Raw genomic sequence first — 15,718 nt, forward strand, 5'->3', positions numbered from 1 at the left:
ATGGAAGAACACTTATATTGGCTATTAATAGCTATTATATGTTTTATTATTGAAGTTTTTTCATTTACTACATTTTTTCTTTTTATAGGCATAGCAACTTTAATTATGTCTATACTTCTTTATTTTATTCCTGATATGGATATTATGCTTCAAGCAGTAATATTTTTAATACTATCTTTATTAGTCGTTATCGTTTTCTATAAATTTGGAAAGAAACTAAAAGTTAGAAAAACAGGGCATTTAGATGTTAACGATAGAATGTCTATTTATGTAGGAAGAGTTGTAGAAGCATTATCAGATTCTGAAAATGGAATAGTTAAAGTCCAATTAGGAGATACTGTTTGGCGAGCTAAAGCTAATGATGTAAGCAAAGGTAGCAAATTAAAAATTATTGGATTTGAATCAACAACTTTTATCTGTGAGAAAGTTTAAAGTATTACATTAATGGTGTAAGTATTTTAATTATACTTTCTATAATCAAACGAGACTTTTTATTAGAAATATGGTCATTATCTTGAGATGATTGCAATAACATATTTTTAGCCCATTTATCTACTTTAGCAACAGAAGATTCACTATATACAAAAGTAGCTATTTCATAGTTCAAAAATAAGCTTCTATTATCTAAATTTACAGAGCCAAGCATTGCTAAATTCTTGTCTATAAGAATAGCTTTTGCATGCATCATTTTCTCTGTAAAATGAACCTCTATGTTATTAGCTAATAACTCTCTAAAATATGTAGTCCTGGCTCTGTCAATAAAGGTATGATTAGATTTTTTAGGTGTGATAATCTTTACATCAATACCTCTATGCTTAGCTAAAACTATAGCCTGTAATAAGTCTTGTGATGGAATAAGATATGGTGTTATTATCCATAATTTTTCTTTAGCTGAATTTATAGCTGTTATAAGCCCTGAATATAATTGATTTGCATCCATATCAGGACCAGAAGGCACTACTTGTATAAAGTTTTCTTTGCTATTATTTGTATTTGCACTATAACATGAGAAATTAGGATTTAGTTCTTTCTTTGTAGAAAAGCGCCAGTCTGACTGAAATATTGTTAAAAAATAATTTACAGATTCTCCCTCTATTTTAAATAGTAGATCTTCCCACATTCCTTCATGTTCCATAGGACTCATATATTCATCACCTATATTCATTCCACCACTAAATACGATTCTATTATCAATAAGATAAATTTTTCTATGATTTCTATAGTTTATATAGTTACGAAAAGGATTTGATAATACTGGCATAAAAAATACAACTTCAGCACCGAGAGCTCTAAGGTTTTTAAATATTCTTTTTTGGTGTCTATAAGTATAAAAAGATCCTAAAGAATCTATTAATATTTTAACTTCTAAACCTTCTGATGCTTTTTTTTCTAGAAGTCTTAATATTAGTTTAGAAGTTGTATCATGTTTAAAAACATAGGTTTGAACATAAATACTAGACTTAGCATTTTTTATAGCTTCATGGAAATGCTTATACGATTCAACTCCATCAGTATATATTTCAAAAGTATTACTAGAAGTTAATGTTGGAACCTTTAAGCTAGAAAATACATTTATAACATCTGTCGGTAGATTATTTTTTTCATACTTATTTATATCAATAGGGCATTTTTGATTTATACTCATAGAGTCTTTTTGCCAAGAGCTCTTTTCATTATCTTTTCTTCCAAAAATAAAAAAGAAAGGGATAGCTATATATGGGACAAACAATATTGCTAAAAGCCATGCAAGAATATTAGATGCAGATTTTTTATCAACTATAAGTTTTAAAACTACAAATATTGTAAAAACTTGGCAAACAAATAATATAATATTTGCTTCTAAAATATAGAGTAACTTTAATAAGAAATCTTCCATTTAACTTTTATATTCTTGACGAAAACTTTGTAAATTCTAACATATCAAAAATTTACTAGGTAGTTTACTTAGATTGTTTTACTTAATACATGTTATATTACACAAACAATAAAATTATTTATTTTTGAAATCTATATAACTCTTAGGTATTCAAAAAAATCTGTTAAAATGACACCATTAATTTATAAATAGAGTTTGGTATGAAAACAATAGATAAGGTCTTCAAGAGGAAAGTCCAAGAAGGGCAAAAACTTCTACCAAATATTAAGAATATAATTCTAGTAGCTTCTGGAAAAGGTGGTGTTGGGAAATCAACAGTAACTACTAATTTAGCATCCGCTTTCTCTAAGATGGGTGCTAAAGTAGGAATATTAGACGCAGATATTTATGGACCAAGTCAGCCAACATTATTAGGATTAAAAGATAATCCAAAAACTACAGATAAGAAAAAGATTATACCTTTAGAAAATTATGGAATAAAAATGATTTCTATAGGCAATCTTATAGATTCTGATTCAGCTATAATCTGGAGAGGACCAATTGTATCAAGAGCATTGATGCAATTGTTAAATGATACAGACTGGGGTGAGTTAGATTATTTGTTTTTAGATCTACCTCCTGGAACTGGAGATATTCAATTAACTATATCAAAGAATATTCCTGTTACTGGAGTTGTTATTGTTACTACTCCTCAAGATTTATCTTTAATCGATGCAAAAAGAGCTATAGCTATGTTTGATAAAGTTAATATCAAAACTTTAGGTATAGTTGAAAATATGAGTTACTATATTTGTCCAAAATGTGGAAATAGTGAGCATATTTTTGGTGAGGACGGGGCTTTCTCTTTATGCGGAAAATACAATGTGGAGTTTTTAGGTAGCTTACCACTTCATAAAGATATAAGGTTAAACTCTGACAATGGTAAACCATATATGACATTAGGCAAAGATGATACTATAAATGATAGTTATATTTCAGTTGCAGAGAATTTATTAAATGAAATAGATAAACTACCTAAAGCGAGTAGTTTAGATTCAATTGGTATTAAATTAGAAAATTAAATAAGGAAGATAAATGGCTATTAAATCTGATAAGTGGATAAAGAAAATGTCTCAAGAACATAAGATGATTGAGCCTTTTGAAGCAGGGCAAGTTAAAGTAGCAAACGGTGAAAAGATAGTTTCCTATGGAACATCTAGTTATGGATATGATGTTAGATGTGCTGATGAATTTAAAATATTTACTAATATTAACTCTTCTATAGTTGACCCGAAGCATTTTGATGATAAAAATTTTGTTGATTTCAAAGGAGATGTTTGTATTATTCCTCCAAATTCATTTGCCTTAGCTCGTACTGTCGAAAAATTTAAAATCCCAAGAGATACTTTAGTTGTTTGTCTTGGAAAATCTACTTATGCAAGATGTGGAATCATTGTAAATGTAACTCCTCTTGAGCCTGAATGGGAAGGTTATGTAACTCTAGAATTCTCAAATACTACACCTCTTCCAGCAAGGATATATGCAAATGAGGGAGTAGCACAAATGCTATTTTTCCAATCAGATGAAGAATGTGAAATTTCATATGCAGATAAAGGAGGAAAATACCAAGGTCAAGTTGGAGTAACACTTCCTAAATGTTAATAAAATATTATTTTATAATACAAAACTATATTCTTTTAATATAAAATTAAAAAACTTTTCTCTTATATAAAATATTTCATATAAAAAATGCAAAAAAATTATAAAGATTATTTTTCTCTTATATTTTTAGTAGTAATAGCTTTCTGCCTATATGGTTTACCGGCTTTATATGCTCCTGATGAAACAAGATATGCAGAAGTAGCTAGAGAAATGCTAGCTACTCATAACTATGTGGTTCCATATATTAATGGAGTAGTTTTTTTTCATAAACCAGCACTTATTTATTGGTTAACAGCTTTTTTTATGAAAATTTTTGGGGAGAATACTTGGGGAGCTCGCTTAGTTAATCCAATACTAGTAATGATTTGTTTATTATTTGTTTACTATACAGTAAAAAAGGTTTTAGAATCTAGAGCTTTAGCTTGGCTATCTGTGATAGTCAGTATTACTACAATTCTATTATTATTTGTAGGCAGATATTTAAATATAGATACTGGGATAGCAGTATTTCTTAACATGACTATGTTGTGTTATTGGGTCAGTTTAAAGTATGATGATAACTATTTTAAAAGTTCTCTTTGGCTATTTTTAGCATTTGTTTTTTCTGGCATAGCTTTTATGACAAAAGGACTTGTTGCTATAGTTTTTCCTATATGTATAGTTGGATTATATAGTTTAATAATGTTTGAGTGGAAAAGGCTTTTAGATATTCGCCTTTATTTGGGTCTTATAATTGTTGCTATTATCGGTACTCCTTGGATATTAGCTGTAAATAATAAATATCCTGATTTCGCTTATTATTATATAGTTGTTCAACAAATATTAAGGTACTCAACAAATGAGCAAAATAGACAAATATCAAAATTAGTATATATCCTTATTTTTATTGGTATCTTTTTTCCATGGTCTGCTTTTTTACCACAAGCCCTAAAAAACTTTTTTACTAAAGAGGGATTTAAGAACAGAAAACAAAACTCTTTTTTATGGTTTTTATTTATCTGGGGATCTTTTATTTTTATTTTTTTTGGAATTTCCAAATCATTTTTAATAGGTTATTTAGCTCCAGCTATAGTTCCTTTTTGTATACTTATAGCAGTATATCTGGAAAAACTTTTTAAAAAAGATTTTTCATTCATGGATAAAATAAGTATTGGATTGCCAATTTTTATTTTTCTATTGTTACCAATAGCAACTGTAATATTATTATATTTGTCTAAAGAAGTTTTTATACCTTTATTTTTTTTACTACTTCCTATATTCATAATATCTATATTCATATCATATGGAGCTATCAGAGCTTTTAGGAGAAAGGATCTTAAAAAAATTATAATCTATTTTTCTCTAATGATGTTTACATTAGGAAATTTTGGATATGCTGCAGGCGAATATTTAGATAAAAAAAATAATAAAGAATTTGTTGGTGATATTAATCTTATTTATAAAGAGTATCCAAATGCTAAAGTTTATACTAGTCATAGATTCTATAAGGTTCCTTTCTATACAAAAAAAGAAGTAGTAATAATAAATGATGAAAATGAATTATCTGATGTAGCATATATCCCAAATTCAGGGACAGATCAATATTTGATGAAATATTCAAAATTTATAAAAAATTGGAATAGTTCAGATGAGCTTAATATATTAATAGTAAGAAATAAACCTAACTTAAAACTTAAAAAAGATTACGTTTTTAGTAACTATGAAAAAGATATAAATCCAGATAAATTCTTTATTCTTGATAAAACAGATTATGCTACTTTAGTTGCTAGTAAAAATATAAGATTATAGCCAATCTTTAGGTTTTAAATATTCATATATTTTCTGTTCCTCAGAATTTTCCTCTGGATACCAATTATATTTCCAACTAGCTAATGGAGGCATGGATGAAAGAATTGATTCTGTACGCCCACCACTTTGTAGTCCAAATATAGTTCCTCTATCAAACACAAGATTAAATTCAACGTATCTGCCTCTTCTATATAGTTGAAATTCTTTATGTTTATCTAAATATTGGATATTTTTTCTTTTTTCTATGATAGGTATATAAGCTTTTATATAAGAGTTAGCACAATCCTTTACAAACTCAAAAGATTCATCAAAAGAAAACCTATTGAAATCATCAAAGAAAAGTCCTCCTACTCCTCGACATTCATCACGATGTTTTAAATAAAAATATTCATCACACCACTTTTTAAACTCTGGATAAAGATCTTTATTATGTCTATCACAAACATTCTTAGCTGTTTGATGCCAGTGGATTATATCTTCCTCATAAGGATAGTATGGAGTTAAATCAAAACCACCGCCAAACCACCATATCGGCTTATCTGTATCAGCGCCAGCTACAAATAGTCTAAAATTCGCATGAGAAGTAGGAACAAATGGATTTCTAGGATGAATAACAAGAGAAACTCCTGTAGCTATAAAAGATTTACCAGCCAAGTCTTTCCTTTTCTCTGTAGCAGATGGAGGTAGAGCATCTCCATATACCTTAGAGAATGCAACAACTCCTTTTTCTATAATATCTCCATTTTCTATAATCATAGAATTCCCATAGCCTTTTAATTTTTGCTCAGGAATATTTGGTTTTTCCCACTCATCATGGATAAATCTAGCAGAAGAAGTTTCTTGTGCATCTAAAGCATTTACAATATTTTGTTGTAATTCCTTTAAAAAGGATTCAACTAAATTTAGTTTATTTTTCATTTAAAGTTATTAAAATTCATTATTGCTATTTTATATTATTAATTATAACGATTTTTTTGTTATAATAACTTTCAGTTTTACAAAAAGGTATTATTAAAGTTGAAAAAGCTAAAGTCAGCTGGTTTTTCGCTAACTGAAATATTACTTATTGTTTCCGCTTTAATTGTCTTTGTCGGGATATTGTTGCCCGTATATCTAAATTATAGCCATAGAAGTAGATTCTCTGCTAAATTAATTGTTTTTCATATTGCTCAAGCTGAAGTAAGTACTGAATTAAGTTATGGTGATGCTAGCGTGATGAAAAAACGTGGAGATAATAATTTATACTCTTTAAAAGGGTTTACTAATAGCCAAGAAGAAACTAGAAAGATTTCTGGAACAGATATTCAAATAAACTATAATGGTGTTTTAAGTAAATCTTTTTCTGACTCTAGTCTAGGAGTCGGAGAAATAATACTAACTCCTTATTTAAAAACAAGAAAGCATCAAATACAAGATTATTATATAGTCTGGGATTGTAAGATTAAATCAAATGAAAGCTTTTCTGAATCTGCTATGCCTGGAGACTGTATTTTCCAAAAGATCAATTAATATTAATCCTTGCTTTAAACATATTTTATGCGTAGAATATCGTTTGCTCTTTGCTATGAGTATAACTATTTAATTCATAGCTTATCAGTGTGATAATTAATGATAAACCGTAAGGAGTTTATAAATGAAACATTATGAAGTTGTAATTATGATTCATCCAGATCAATCTGATCAATTAGAAGCTATGCTTACTAAATATCGTCAGATAATAGAAGAAAAGGGTGGAAAAATCCATAGATTAGAAGATTGGGGGCGTCGTCAATTAGCGTATCCTATAGAAAAGCTTCACAAAGCACACTATATTTTAATGAATATAGAATGTTCTGCTGATTCTTTAAATAAATTGCAAGAATCTTTAAGATATAACGATGCAATTCTTCGTCGCTTAGTTATTGCTACACCTGAAGCTATAACTGAGCCATCTATTATGATGGATGCTAATAAGAAAGAAGTAATCTAATTAGATAGGAGAAGAACATGAGTCGTCGTAAAGTTTGCCGTTTTAAAGTAGAAGGCGTAAAAGAAATTGATTACAAAGATATCAATACTCTAAAAGGGTATGTAACTGAAACAGGTAAAATTGTTCCAAGTCGTGTAACAGGAACATCTGCTAAATATCAAAGACAATTATCTACAGCTATTAAAAGAGCAAGATTTTTAGCTTTATTACCATATTGTGACCGTCACTTTAATTAATACTGGAGGTTAATACTATGAGAATTATTTTAAAAGAAAGAGTAGAGAACCTTGGTGTTTTAGGTGACATAGTTAATGTTAAACCAGGCTATGCTAGAAACTTCCTTATTCCTTTTGGAAAGGCTGTTCAAGCAACTGACTCAAATGTTGTTGCTTTTGAAAAACAAAAAGTTGAGTTAGAAAAAGCTGAACAAGCGAGATTTGAAGTAGCTCAAACTATTGCAGAAGCAATTAAAGAAAAGCAATATGACATAGCAGCTCAAGCTGGTGAAGGCGGTAAGCTTTTTGGATCAGTAGGTACAAAAGAAGTTGCTGATGCTATAGCTGCTGCAAGTGGACATGAAATAGAAAAGAGCCATGTTCGTATGCCAGAGGGTGTTATTAGAAGTATAGGTGAGTATGAGTTATCTATTCATTTATATACAGACTTAGATGTTGTTGTTAAGGTTAATGTTGTAGCTGCTGCTGAGTAGTTTATAATATAGAACTAACACATAGAATCTAAACAATTAAAACCATGTGTTAGCATGGTTTTTTTGTATTATAAATAAAGGTTTTCATAAAATGTCTGTTAATACTCAGTTTAAAGTAGCTGAAACAACTTATTCTTTAGATGCTGAAAGAGCAGTTCTTGGAAATATTCTTTTATATAATCAAAATATCGAGCATATAGTAGATACATTATTAATTGATGATTTTTTTGATAATAGACATAAACTTATTTATAAAAAAATATGCGAATTAAATGAGCAAAATACTCCTTTTGATATCGTTATTTTAAGTGAATATTTAGCTACAGAAGGTGAATTGAATAATGCTGGCGGTGAGTCTTATATTATTGATTTAATTGCTAATACTCCTTCAATATCTAATATAAGAGCCTATGCTGATATTATTAAAGATAAAGCTAAATTAAGAAGCTTACAGAATAGTGTTAATGATATTATTCAGAAAATTTATTCTGCAGATTCGAAAAACCCTGATGAAGTTATTGATTATGCAGAAAGCCGAATTTTAGATGTATCAAAAGAAAGAGATATTACTTCTAAAGGACCTACTTCAGTTAAAGAAGTTATACCTAGACTTGTAGATAGAATGAGTGCGATAGTTGACTCAGGTACTGGTCTTACTGGTGTTTCTACTGGTTTTATTGATTTGGATGAGAAAACCTCAGGGTTACAAAAAGCTAATTTATGTGTTATTGCTGGTAGACCATCAATGGGAAAAACAGTCTTGGGAATTAATATTGCTGAAAATGTTGCAAAGAGTTCAGATAAACCTGTATTAGTTTTTAGCTTAGAAATGCCCTCTGAAGATATTGTAACAAGAATTTTAGCATCTATGTCTCGAGTTGAAATGAATCTTCTTAGGGAATGTAATCGCTTAAATGATTCACACTGGATAAAAATTACATCTTCTATGAAAATGCTTAGTGAGATGAACCTATATATAGATGATACATCTACTTTGACGCCTGCTGAGATGCGTTCAAGAGCTAGAAGGCTTTATAATGAGCATGGAGGATTATCACTTATTCTTATTGATTATCTTCAACTAATGAAAATTCCTGGTTATGAAAGCAATAGAACTTTAGAAGTTTCAGAAATCTCAAGATCGTTAAAAGCATTAGCTAAAGAATTAAATGTTCCTGTAATTGCCTTATCACAACTTAATAGAGCAGTAGATGATAGAAAAGATAAAAGACCTATGATGTCAGATTTAAGAGAATCAGGAGCTATTGAACAAGATGCTGATGTAATTATGTTTATATATCGTGATGAAGTTTATAATAAAGAAAAAGAAGAAGTTAAAAATCTTGGTGAAATTATTATAGGTAAGCAGAGAAATGGACCTATAGGAACAGTTCATGTTAGATTTGATGGTCAATATGCAAGATTTGCAAATTTAACTAATGAAAATGATTATATTGTACCTGGAGATATTGGGTACAATGAATAAGGTGAATATATGTCACAAGATAAAGTAAATTTACTTGGTTTAAATCAAAAACAAATTGAAGAATTTTTTTTATCTATTGGTGAAAAAAAATTTCATGCTAGACAAGTTTTTAAATGGATACATAAAAAAGGAATCATAGATTTAGATTCCATGACAGATCTTGGAAAAAATTTAAGAACAAAATTAAAAGAAGTTTCAGAAATTACAATTCCTAAAGTTTTATTTAGTAAAGCCTCTAAAGATGGTACTCATAAGTGGCTTATTGATATTGGAGGAAGTGCTGTTGAAACAGTTTTTATACCCGAAGAAGGTCGAGGAACTTTATGCGTGTCTTCACAAGTTGGATGTACTTTAAACTGTAGCTTTTGTTCTACTGCAAAACAAGGGTTTTATAGAAATTTGACATCTGCAGAAGTGATTTCTCAACTTTGGATAGCTGCTAGAACTTTATCAAAAAATAATGGAGAACATGATTTTACAGTTACAAATATTGTAATGATGGGAATGGGTGAACCATTAATGAATTTTGACAATGTAGTTCCAGCAATGGATATTATGATGGATGATTTAGCTTATGGATTATCTAGAAGAAAAGTAACTTTAAGTACATCTGGAGTTGTTCCTAGAATATATGACTTATTAGAACAATCAGGAGTTTCTTTAGCGGTTTCTTTACATGCACCAATTGATGAGCTTAGAAATGAAATAGTGCCAATAAATAAGAAGTATAATATAGAATCCCTGCTTGAAGCTTGTAAACTTTATGCAGAAAAGGGTCCACATAAGCATATAACCTTTGAATATACTTTGATGGAAGGTATAAATGATGATCTTGACATGGCTAATAAGCTAGCAAGCTTATTAAAAGATAAAAATGTTCCTAGTAAAATAAATCTTATTCCTTTTAATCCTTATCCAGGAACTATTTATAAAAAGCCTAGTAATAATAGAATTCATAGATTTAAAGAGTTTTTACAAAAAGAAGGATTTGTTACTACTATTCGTAAAACAAGAGGTGATGATATTGATGCAGCATGTGGCCAACTTGCTGGTAATGTAATGGATAAAACCAAAAGAAAAGAAAGATATTTGAAAAAATTAGGAGAAAATAATGAGATATAAATTAGTTTTACTAATAATCTTTTTATCTACATTTTTTACTTGTTCTTATGCGGCTGATACAAATGCAAATGCAAACTCTAATGGACAATCTAAAAGTCCAAATCAAAGTCAAAACCAAACCTCATTTACTTTAAATAAAGGTAGTCTAAGAGATAATCTTAATTATAAAGAAGCTACTAAAATAAATGCTGAATTAGCTATTCTTTATACAAGCAATAATCTTTTAGATAGGGCGAAAGCTAAGTTGATTAAAGCTCAAGATTTAGCTAAAGAACATGGATATGATTTAGCTATAGTAGATTATGCTGCAGGATTTTATTATCAAGCTATAGGTTCAAATTCTAGAGCTGAAGATAAATATAAAGAAGCTATAAGTGACCATAAGAATGATTATGAGGCAATAAATTTTTATGCTCAATTTTTATGTGCTTCAAAAGATGAATATTCTAAAGCAATAAAATTATTTGAAGAATCTCTGACACTTCGAACAAATAATAATATGGCTCAGACATTATATCTATATGCTGAATGTTTAAATAAAGAAGGTAAAAAACAAGATGCAATTGAAAAAATGATTAGAGCAACTAAATTTAATCAAGATTATGGTATTGCTAAATTAAGATTAGCAGAATTGTATTTTGATGAAAAAGACTATAAAAACGCATACAAAACATTATATGCAATGAAAAATAATAAAGAGTTTTTTATTAATCGTAGAGTCTTACAATTAAGACTTAAATTAGCAGAAATAATGGATAATAAAAATGAGGCTGCTATTGTTAGATTAATTATTTCATCTAAGGATGATAATGATGATGACAATATGATAGATTTCTATTTACCATCATCTGCAGATATGGAGTTATAAGTGGTAAAAGATATGAATAAAAATAATGAAGAGCGCCTACAAAAAATATTAGCTAAATATGGACTTGGCTCTAGAAGAAAGGTTGAAGAATATATAGCAGAAGGGCGAGTTCGAGTTAATGGTAAAGTTGCTGCTCTAGGAGATAAAGCTTCTGATAATGATAAGATAAGTTTTGATGGTAAGGCTTTACATCTTTATGGAACACCTATGACACGACCTAGGGTTGTTTTATACCATAAAAGAGAAGGCGAAGTTTGCACGCGAAATGATGAAAAAGATAGGAAAACAGTTTTTGATTCATTGCCTAAACTTTCTAAATCTAACTGGATTATGATAGGAAGATTAGATATTAGTACCACAGGTCTTTTACTTTTTACTACTGATGGTGACTTAGCAAATAGATTGATGCATCCATCTTATGAAATTGAGAGAGAATATGCAGTAAGAGTTTTTGGAGAGCAACTTTCTCAAGAAAACTTGAATAAATTAAGAGCTGGTATCATGCTAGATGATGGTTTAGCTAAATTTAATAGTATAAGATTTTCTGGGGGAGAAGGTGCTAATATTTGGTATTATGTGACCTTATCAGAAGGTAGAAATAGAGAAGTAAGAAGAATGTTTGATGCTTTAGGTGTTACTGTAAGTAGACTTACACGAGTTAGGTTTGGTGACATTGTATTACCTAGGTTTTTATCTAGAGGAAAAACTTTAGAATTAGAGCCTGATGAAGTTAATAGATTAAGAAAATCTGTAAAACTTTCAGCATTTAAATATCCTAAAAATTTATTAGATAAGTTTAAAAGGTAATACTAGATGTCTTTTGATAAAGAATTTAGCGAAATTCTAGGACTAACTCTATGGGAATTGAAACCTAGCTTTAAAACAGCTGAAGAAAAATTACCTATAAAAAAAGTAGATATAAAACCTGATGAAATAAAGCTAATATTTTCTAATAGTTTAGAATCTAATAAAAATATTAATTTATTTATTTCTAATCAAGATCATTTAAGTTTTTTTAAATCTATTTCATTTAGTTTGTTCTTTAATTCAAAAGTAAATATCTATCATTATAATAGTGACTTAACTCAAAATACATTAGAAAATTCTATAAATATATATGATAAAGATATATTAAAAGATTTTTCAAATATTAATTCTTCTATAAATAAAAAATATATTTTTAGCAAACTTTATGAATCTTCAGACTTCACTTCTAAATGAAATTTATTATGAGAATACTCTTAATTTAATTAGAAAATCTAATCATGATTTTTCTTGGTCAGATAAACTAATATATGAAACTTTTAAAAATAAAAATAATATTATTTTTGGATTATTTAATGATAAAAATTTAATAGGAGTATCTCTTTACTTATTTACTTTAGATGAAGCAGAGCTCTTATATATAACCTTGAGTAAAGATTTTAGAAATAAGGGATTAGCTTACTATCTATTAGAAGATAATATAAAAATTTTGAGACAAAAAAGTATCAAATCTATATTTTTAGAAGTAGATATAACGAATTTATTTGCTATTAAATTATATGAAAAACTTAATTTTAAAAATATTTCTATAAGAAAAAACTACTACAAGTATCCTAATGGTAAAACTAGTGATGCCTTAATATATCAATTAAGAATTGAAGATTAATATATTAACCTATAATATTCTATATAGAAGACAGCGGGGGAGCTTTAGCTGAGATAGTTTTATGACTAGACCCTTTGTACCTGATCTAATTAATATTAGCGTAGGGAGTTTGTTTGATTTTAAATCTATCATTCAAAACTTTCTATTATTTATAAACTTAATAAATAGTAGGACCTCTTATGGAAACAATAGGAAATATAACTTTAAATATATCATTTATACTTTATTTAGTTCTTTTTTTACCACAGACTATTCATAATCAATTTAAACATACTACAACAGAAATAAGTTTATGGACTCATAGCTTAATGATAATAGCTAACTCTTTAGATTTAATTTATGCTGTTGGATTTAATATGCCATGGCAATATATAACAGTAAGTGTAGTTTTATTAACATTTTTAACAATTCAGCAACTTCAAATTCTAAATGATAAATTATCAAATAAAATCTTTTTACATAGCTTTTTTATATTTTCATTTTTATTAATTGCTATTTATTTTGCTCTTAATAATATTTTTACAGATAGTAATTTATTAATTTTTGGTTCATTAAGTAATATTATTTATAATGTATATTGGTTTCCTCAGATATGGAAAAACTTTAGAACAAAACAAGCAGAAGGCTTTAGTATAATTTATTTATATTTATCAATAATAACTTGCAGTTGCGATATAGTAAGTGGCTTAACTTTAAATTGGCCTATACCAACAATAATTGGAAGTTTGTTTCTACTTTTTTTAATTGGTATTCAAATTTTTCAATATTTATTTTATAAAAAAGAAAATTACAAAGTTCTCTTGGTATAAATTATGCTAGAATCAAAAAGTAATAATTTAAAAGAAAAAACTATAATGATATATTTTTTAGCTAAAAACCAAAATTGGGCAAAAGCTGCTCCATGGTTGGGAATAGTCTCACTTTTTTTATTATTTTTAAACTTTTCTGTTTCAGATCCTCATCTCTGGGCATTAATAAATATACCATTATACTTTTTTCATCAAACTGAAGAGCATTATATTCCTGGTGGTTTTAAATCCTTTATGAATGAAAAAGTTTTAAAATCTATTGATGGGAAAGAAACCTTAACAGATGTGAAGATTTTTTGGATTAATATAATAATGGTTTGGTTAGCATTTGCTATTTTTGGAACATTAAGCTTTATTAATCTCGGTTTTGGATTACTAATTATTATTTTTAGTATTATGAACTGCCTAACTCATATTCACGAGGGAATTAAATTAAAAGCTTGGAATCCTGGATTAGTTATGGCAAGTATACAGTTTGTGATATCTATTTTTGCAGCAATATATGTTTCTATGCATGGACTTGATAATGTACTAGCATGGTGGATAGGAACTATAATTTTTTCAATTTTAGCTCATGTTTTATTATTTAAACTAGTCATGAGTAAATAGTTAATATAAATATAGGAAACTTTAAGATGTCTAATCGTTATCAAATAACTAAAAAAGTAACTATAGTTGGTATGATAATAAATTGCCTTTTAGCTATGGTTAAAATGTTAATTGGTGCTATTGGAAAGTCTCCAGCATTATTTGCAGATGGTGTACATTCATTTTCAGATTTAATTAGTGACATTATGGTTCTTTTTGCTGCTAAATATGCAAATATTGGTGAAGATAAGAATCATCCATATGGCCATGAAAGAATTGAAACTTTAGCAACTTTAGCATTATCTGCAATTTTAATAACTGTAGGTTTTACTATTGTATATCATTCACTGTCTAATCTTATTATAGGAAACTATAGTACACCAGATAAGTTTACAGTTTTTGCAGCTATATTTTCAATTTTAGGAAATGAGTTTATTTATCAATATACGATGAAAGCTGCTAATGAAATTGATTCTGATTTACTTAGAGCTAACGCATGGCATAGTAGATCAGATATGTGGTCATCTGTTGTAGTATTAATTGGTCTTATTGGAGCATTTATCGGCTTTGTCTGGATGGATGCAATAGCTGCTCTAGTAGTTTGTTATATGATTGTTAAAATGGGTATAAAATGGGGATATTCAGCAGTCTCTGAGCTTATCGATGAAGGTGTTGATGAAGAAACTAGAGCTTCTATAAAAAAAATAATTAGAGATACTGAAGGTGTTCTTGATTTCCATTGTTTAAGATCAAGAAAAATGGCTGGCAAAATTATTATTGATGTTCATATTTTAGTTGATAAATATATAACTGCTTCTGAGGGTCACTATATTGCTGAAAAAGTTAGAAGCAATATTTATTATAATATTGAAAATATAAAAGATATAACTGTCCATGTTGATGTTACCGATCATTATGATGTATTTGTAAAATTAGATAAGATTGAACCATCTAGAAAAGAAATAATTGAACAACTAAAACATTACTGTTCTTCAACTTACTTAAATATTGATCTCCTTTTAGAAAAGAAAATGTTTTTATACTATTTAGAAAATCATATAGATATATATTTATTTTTAAAAGATGAAAAATTATTAGAAGAATATCAGCATAAATTGTCAAAATTTAAAATAAAAAATCATAATATAGAAATTACAGTATTCGCATATATTTAATCTATTTCTAATTAATTTCTAAAAATAGTATAATCT

19 protein-coding genes and 1 riboswitch are annotated in these 15,718 nt (G+C 28.0%); of the genes, 17 read left to right on the plus strand and 2 right to left on the minus strand.

All coding sequences use genetic code 11. The features are described 5' to 3' along the window. Positions 1–432, plus strand: a complete 432-nt coding sequence (locus DNK87_RS01315; protein ID WP_119330576.1) for an NfeD family protein — start codon at positions 1–3, stop codon at positions 430–432. Between the two features lie 4 nt (positions 433–436). Here the strand turns inward: DNK87_RS01315 and cls are convergent, their stop codons facing one another. Next, on the minus strand, positions 437–1,876 hold the full coding sequence (gene cls / locus DNK87_RS01320; protein ID WP_119330575.1) for a cardiolipin synthase: 1,440 nt from the start codon (positions 1,874–1,876) through the stop codon (positions 437–439). A gap of 200 nt (positions 1,877–2,076) precedes the next feature. Here cls and DNK87_RS01325 point away from each other — a divergent pair, with 200 nt between their 5' ends. The 3 genes from DNK87_RS01325 (at position 2,077) to DNK87_RS01335 (ending at position 5,305) form a co-directional block, all read left to right on the plus strand. Further along, positions 2,077–2,937 carry an Mrp/NBP35 family ATP-binding protein gene (locus DNK87_RS01325; protein ID WP_119330574.1) on the plus strand — a complete coding sequence of 287 codons (861 nt, stop codon included), beginning with the start codon at positions 2,077–2,079 and terminating at the stop codon, positions 2,935–2,937. 13 nt (positions 2,938–2,950) lie between these two features. Further along, positions 2,951–3,517 carry a dCTP deaminase gene (gene dcd / locus DNK87_RS01330; protein WP_119330573.1) on the plus strand — a complete coding sequence of 189 codons (567 nt, stop codon included), beginning with the start codon at positions 2,951–2,953 and terminating at the stop codon, positions 3,515–3,517. 87 nt (positions 3,518–3,604) lie between these two features. Then, positions 3,605–5,305, plus strand: a complete 1,701-nt coding sequence (locus DNK87_RS01335; protein ID WP_119330572.1) for a phospholipid carrier-dependent glycosyltransferase — start codon at positions 3,605–3,607, stop codon at positions 5,303–5,305. On the opposite strand, the gene hemF is transcribed toward DNK87_RS01335, so the two are convergent. Beyond that, positions 5,300–6,223 (minus strand): oxygen-dependent coproporphyrinogen oxidase, encoded by a 924-nt coding sequence (hemF, locus tag DNK87_RS01340; protein ID WP_119330571.1) that lies wholly within the window; start codon positions 6,221–6,223, stop codon positions 5,300–5,302. The two genes, DNK87_RS01335 and hemF, sit on opposite strands and share 6 nt — an antisense overlap. Positions 6,224–6,322: 99 nt before the next feature. Here hemF and DNK87_RS01345 point away from each other — a divergent pair, with 99 nt between their 5' ends. The 13 genes from DNK87_RS01345 to DNK87_RS01405 all read left to right on the plus strand — a co-directional run bounded on the left by DNK87_RS01345 (position 6,323) and on the right by DNK87_RS01405 (position 15,682). Next, positions 6,323–6,814, plus strand: coding sequence for a hypothetical protein (locus tag DNK87_RS01345; RefSeq protein WP_119330570.1), 492 nt, complete (start codon positions 6,323–6,325; stop codon positions 6,812–6,814). 124 nt (positions 6,815–6,938) lie between these two features. Beyond that, positions 6,939–7,274, plus strand: a complete 336-nt coding sequence (gene rpsF, locus DNK87_RS01350) for a 30S ribosomal protein S6 (protein WP_119330569.1) — start codon at positions 6,939–6,941, stop codon at positions 7,272–7,274. A gap of 17 nt (positions 7,275–7,291) precedes the next feature. Then, entirely contained in the window at positions 7,292–7,510 is a 219-nt protein-coding gene (rpsR, locus tag DNK87_RS01355) for a 30S ribosomal protein S18 (protein ID WP_119330568.1), read from the plus strand. A 17-nt stretch (positions 7,511–7,527) separates the two neighbouring features. After that, entirely contained in the window at positions 7,528–7,983 is a 456-nt protein-coding gene (gene rplI, locus DNK87_RS01360) for a 50S ribosomal protein L9 (RefSeq protein WP_119330567.1), read from the plus strand. Between the two features lie 91 nt (positions 7,984–8,074). Then, positions 8,075–9,469: a replicative DNA helicase gene (gene dnaB, locus DNK87_RS01365; protein ID WP_119330566.1), complete on the plus strand. Its 1,395-nt coding sequence runs from the start codon at positions 8,075–8,077 to the stop codon at positions 9,467–9,469. Positions 9,470–9,478: 9 nt separating this feature from the next. Beyond that, positions 9,479–10,591, plus strand: a complete 1,113-nt coding sequence (rlmN, locus tag DNK87_RS01370; RefSeq protein ID WP_119330565.1) for a dual-specificity RNA methyltransferase RlmN — start codon at positions 9,479–9,481, stop codon at positions 10,589–10,591. Beyond that, entirely contained in the window at positions 10,581–11,459 is an 879-nt protein-coding gene (locus tag DNK87_RS01375; protein ID WP_119330564.1) for a pilus assembly protein PilF, read from the plus strand. The genes rlmN and DNK87_RS01375 overlap by 11 nt, the downstream gene beginning before the upstream one ends. A gap of 12 nt (positions 11,460–11,471) precedes the next feature. Further along, positions 11,472–12,266, plus strand: coding sequence for a 23S rRNA pseudouridine(2605) synthase RluB (gene rluB / locus DNK87_RS01380; RefSeq protein WP_119330841.1), 795 nt, complete (start codon positions 11,472–11,474; stop codon positions 12,264–12,266). Between the two features lie 6 nt (positions 12,267–12,272). Next, the gene (locus DNK87_RS01385) at positions 12,273–12,680 is read left to right on the plus strand and encodes a chloroquine resistance protein (RefSeq protein ID WP_119330563.1); all 408 of its coding nucleotides are present in this window, start codon (positions 12,273–12,275) and stop codon (positions 12,678–12,680) included. Beyond that, on the plus strand, positions 12,652–13,110 hold the full coding sequence (locus DNK87_RS01390; RefSeq protein WP_119330562.1) for a GNAT family N-acetyltransferase: 459 nt from the start codon (positions 12,652–12,654) through the stop codon (positions 13,108–13,110). The genes DNK87_RS01385 and DNK87_RS01390 overlap by 29 nt, the downstream gene beginning before the upstream one ends. 25 nt (positions 13,111–13,135) lie before the next feature. After that, positions 13,136–13,235, plus strand: a riboswitch (TPP riboswitch). Between the two features lie 54 nt (positions 13,236–13,289). Continuing rightward, on the plus strand, positions 13,290–13,919 hold the full coding sequence (locus DNK87_RS01395; RefSeq protein ID WP_119330561.1) for a PQ-loop repeat-containing protein: 630 nt from the start codon (positions 13,290–13,292) through the stop codon (positions 13,917–13,919). 42 nt (positions 13,920–13,961) lie between these two features. Beyond that, a complete protein-coding gene (locus DNK87_RS01400) occupies positions 13,962–14,528 on the plus strand; it encodes an HXXEE domain-containing protein (RefSeq protein WP_211360942.1) in 567 nt (188 codons plus the stop codon). Between the two features lie 26 nt (positions 14,529–14,554). Continuing rightward, positions 14,555–15,682: a cation diffusion facilitator family transporter gene (locus DNK87_RS01405; protein ID WP_119330560.1), complete on the plus strand. Its 1,128-nt coding sequence runs from the start codon at positions 14,555–14,557 to the stop codon at positions 15,680–15,682. Positions 15,683–15,718 lie beyond the last annotated feature (36 nt).

The organism is Pseudofrancisella aestuarii (assembly GCF_003574475.2).
In the GTDB taxonomy this organism is placed as follows: Bacteria; Pseudomonadota; Gammaproteobacteria; order Francisellales; family Francisellaceae; genus Francisella; species Francisella aestuarii.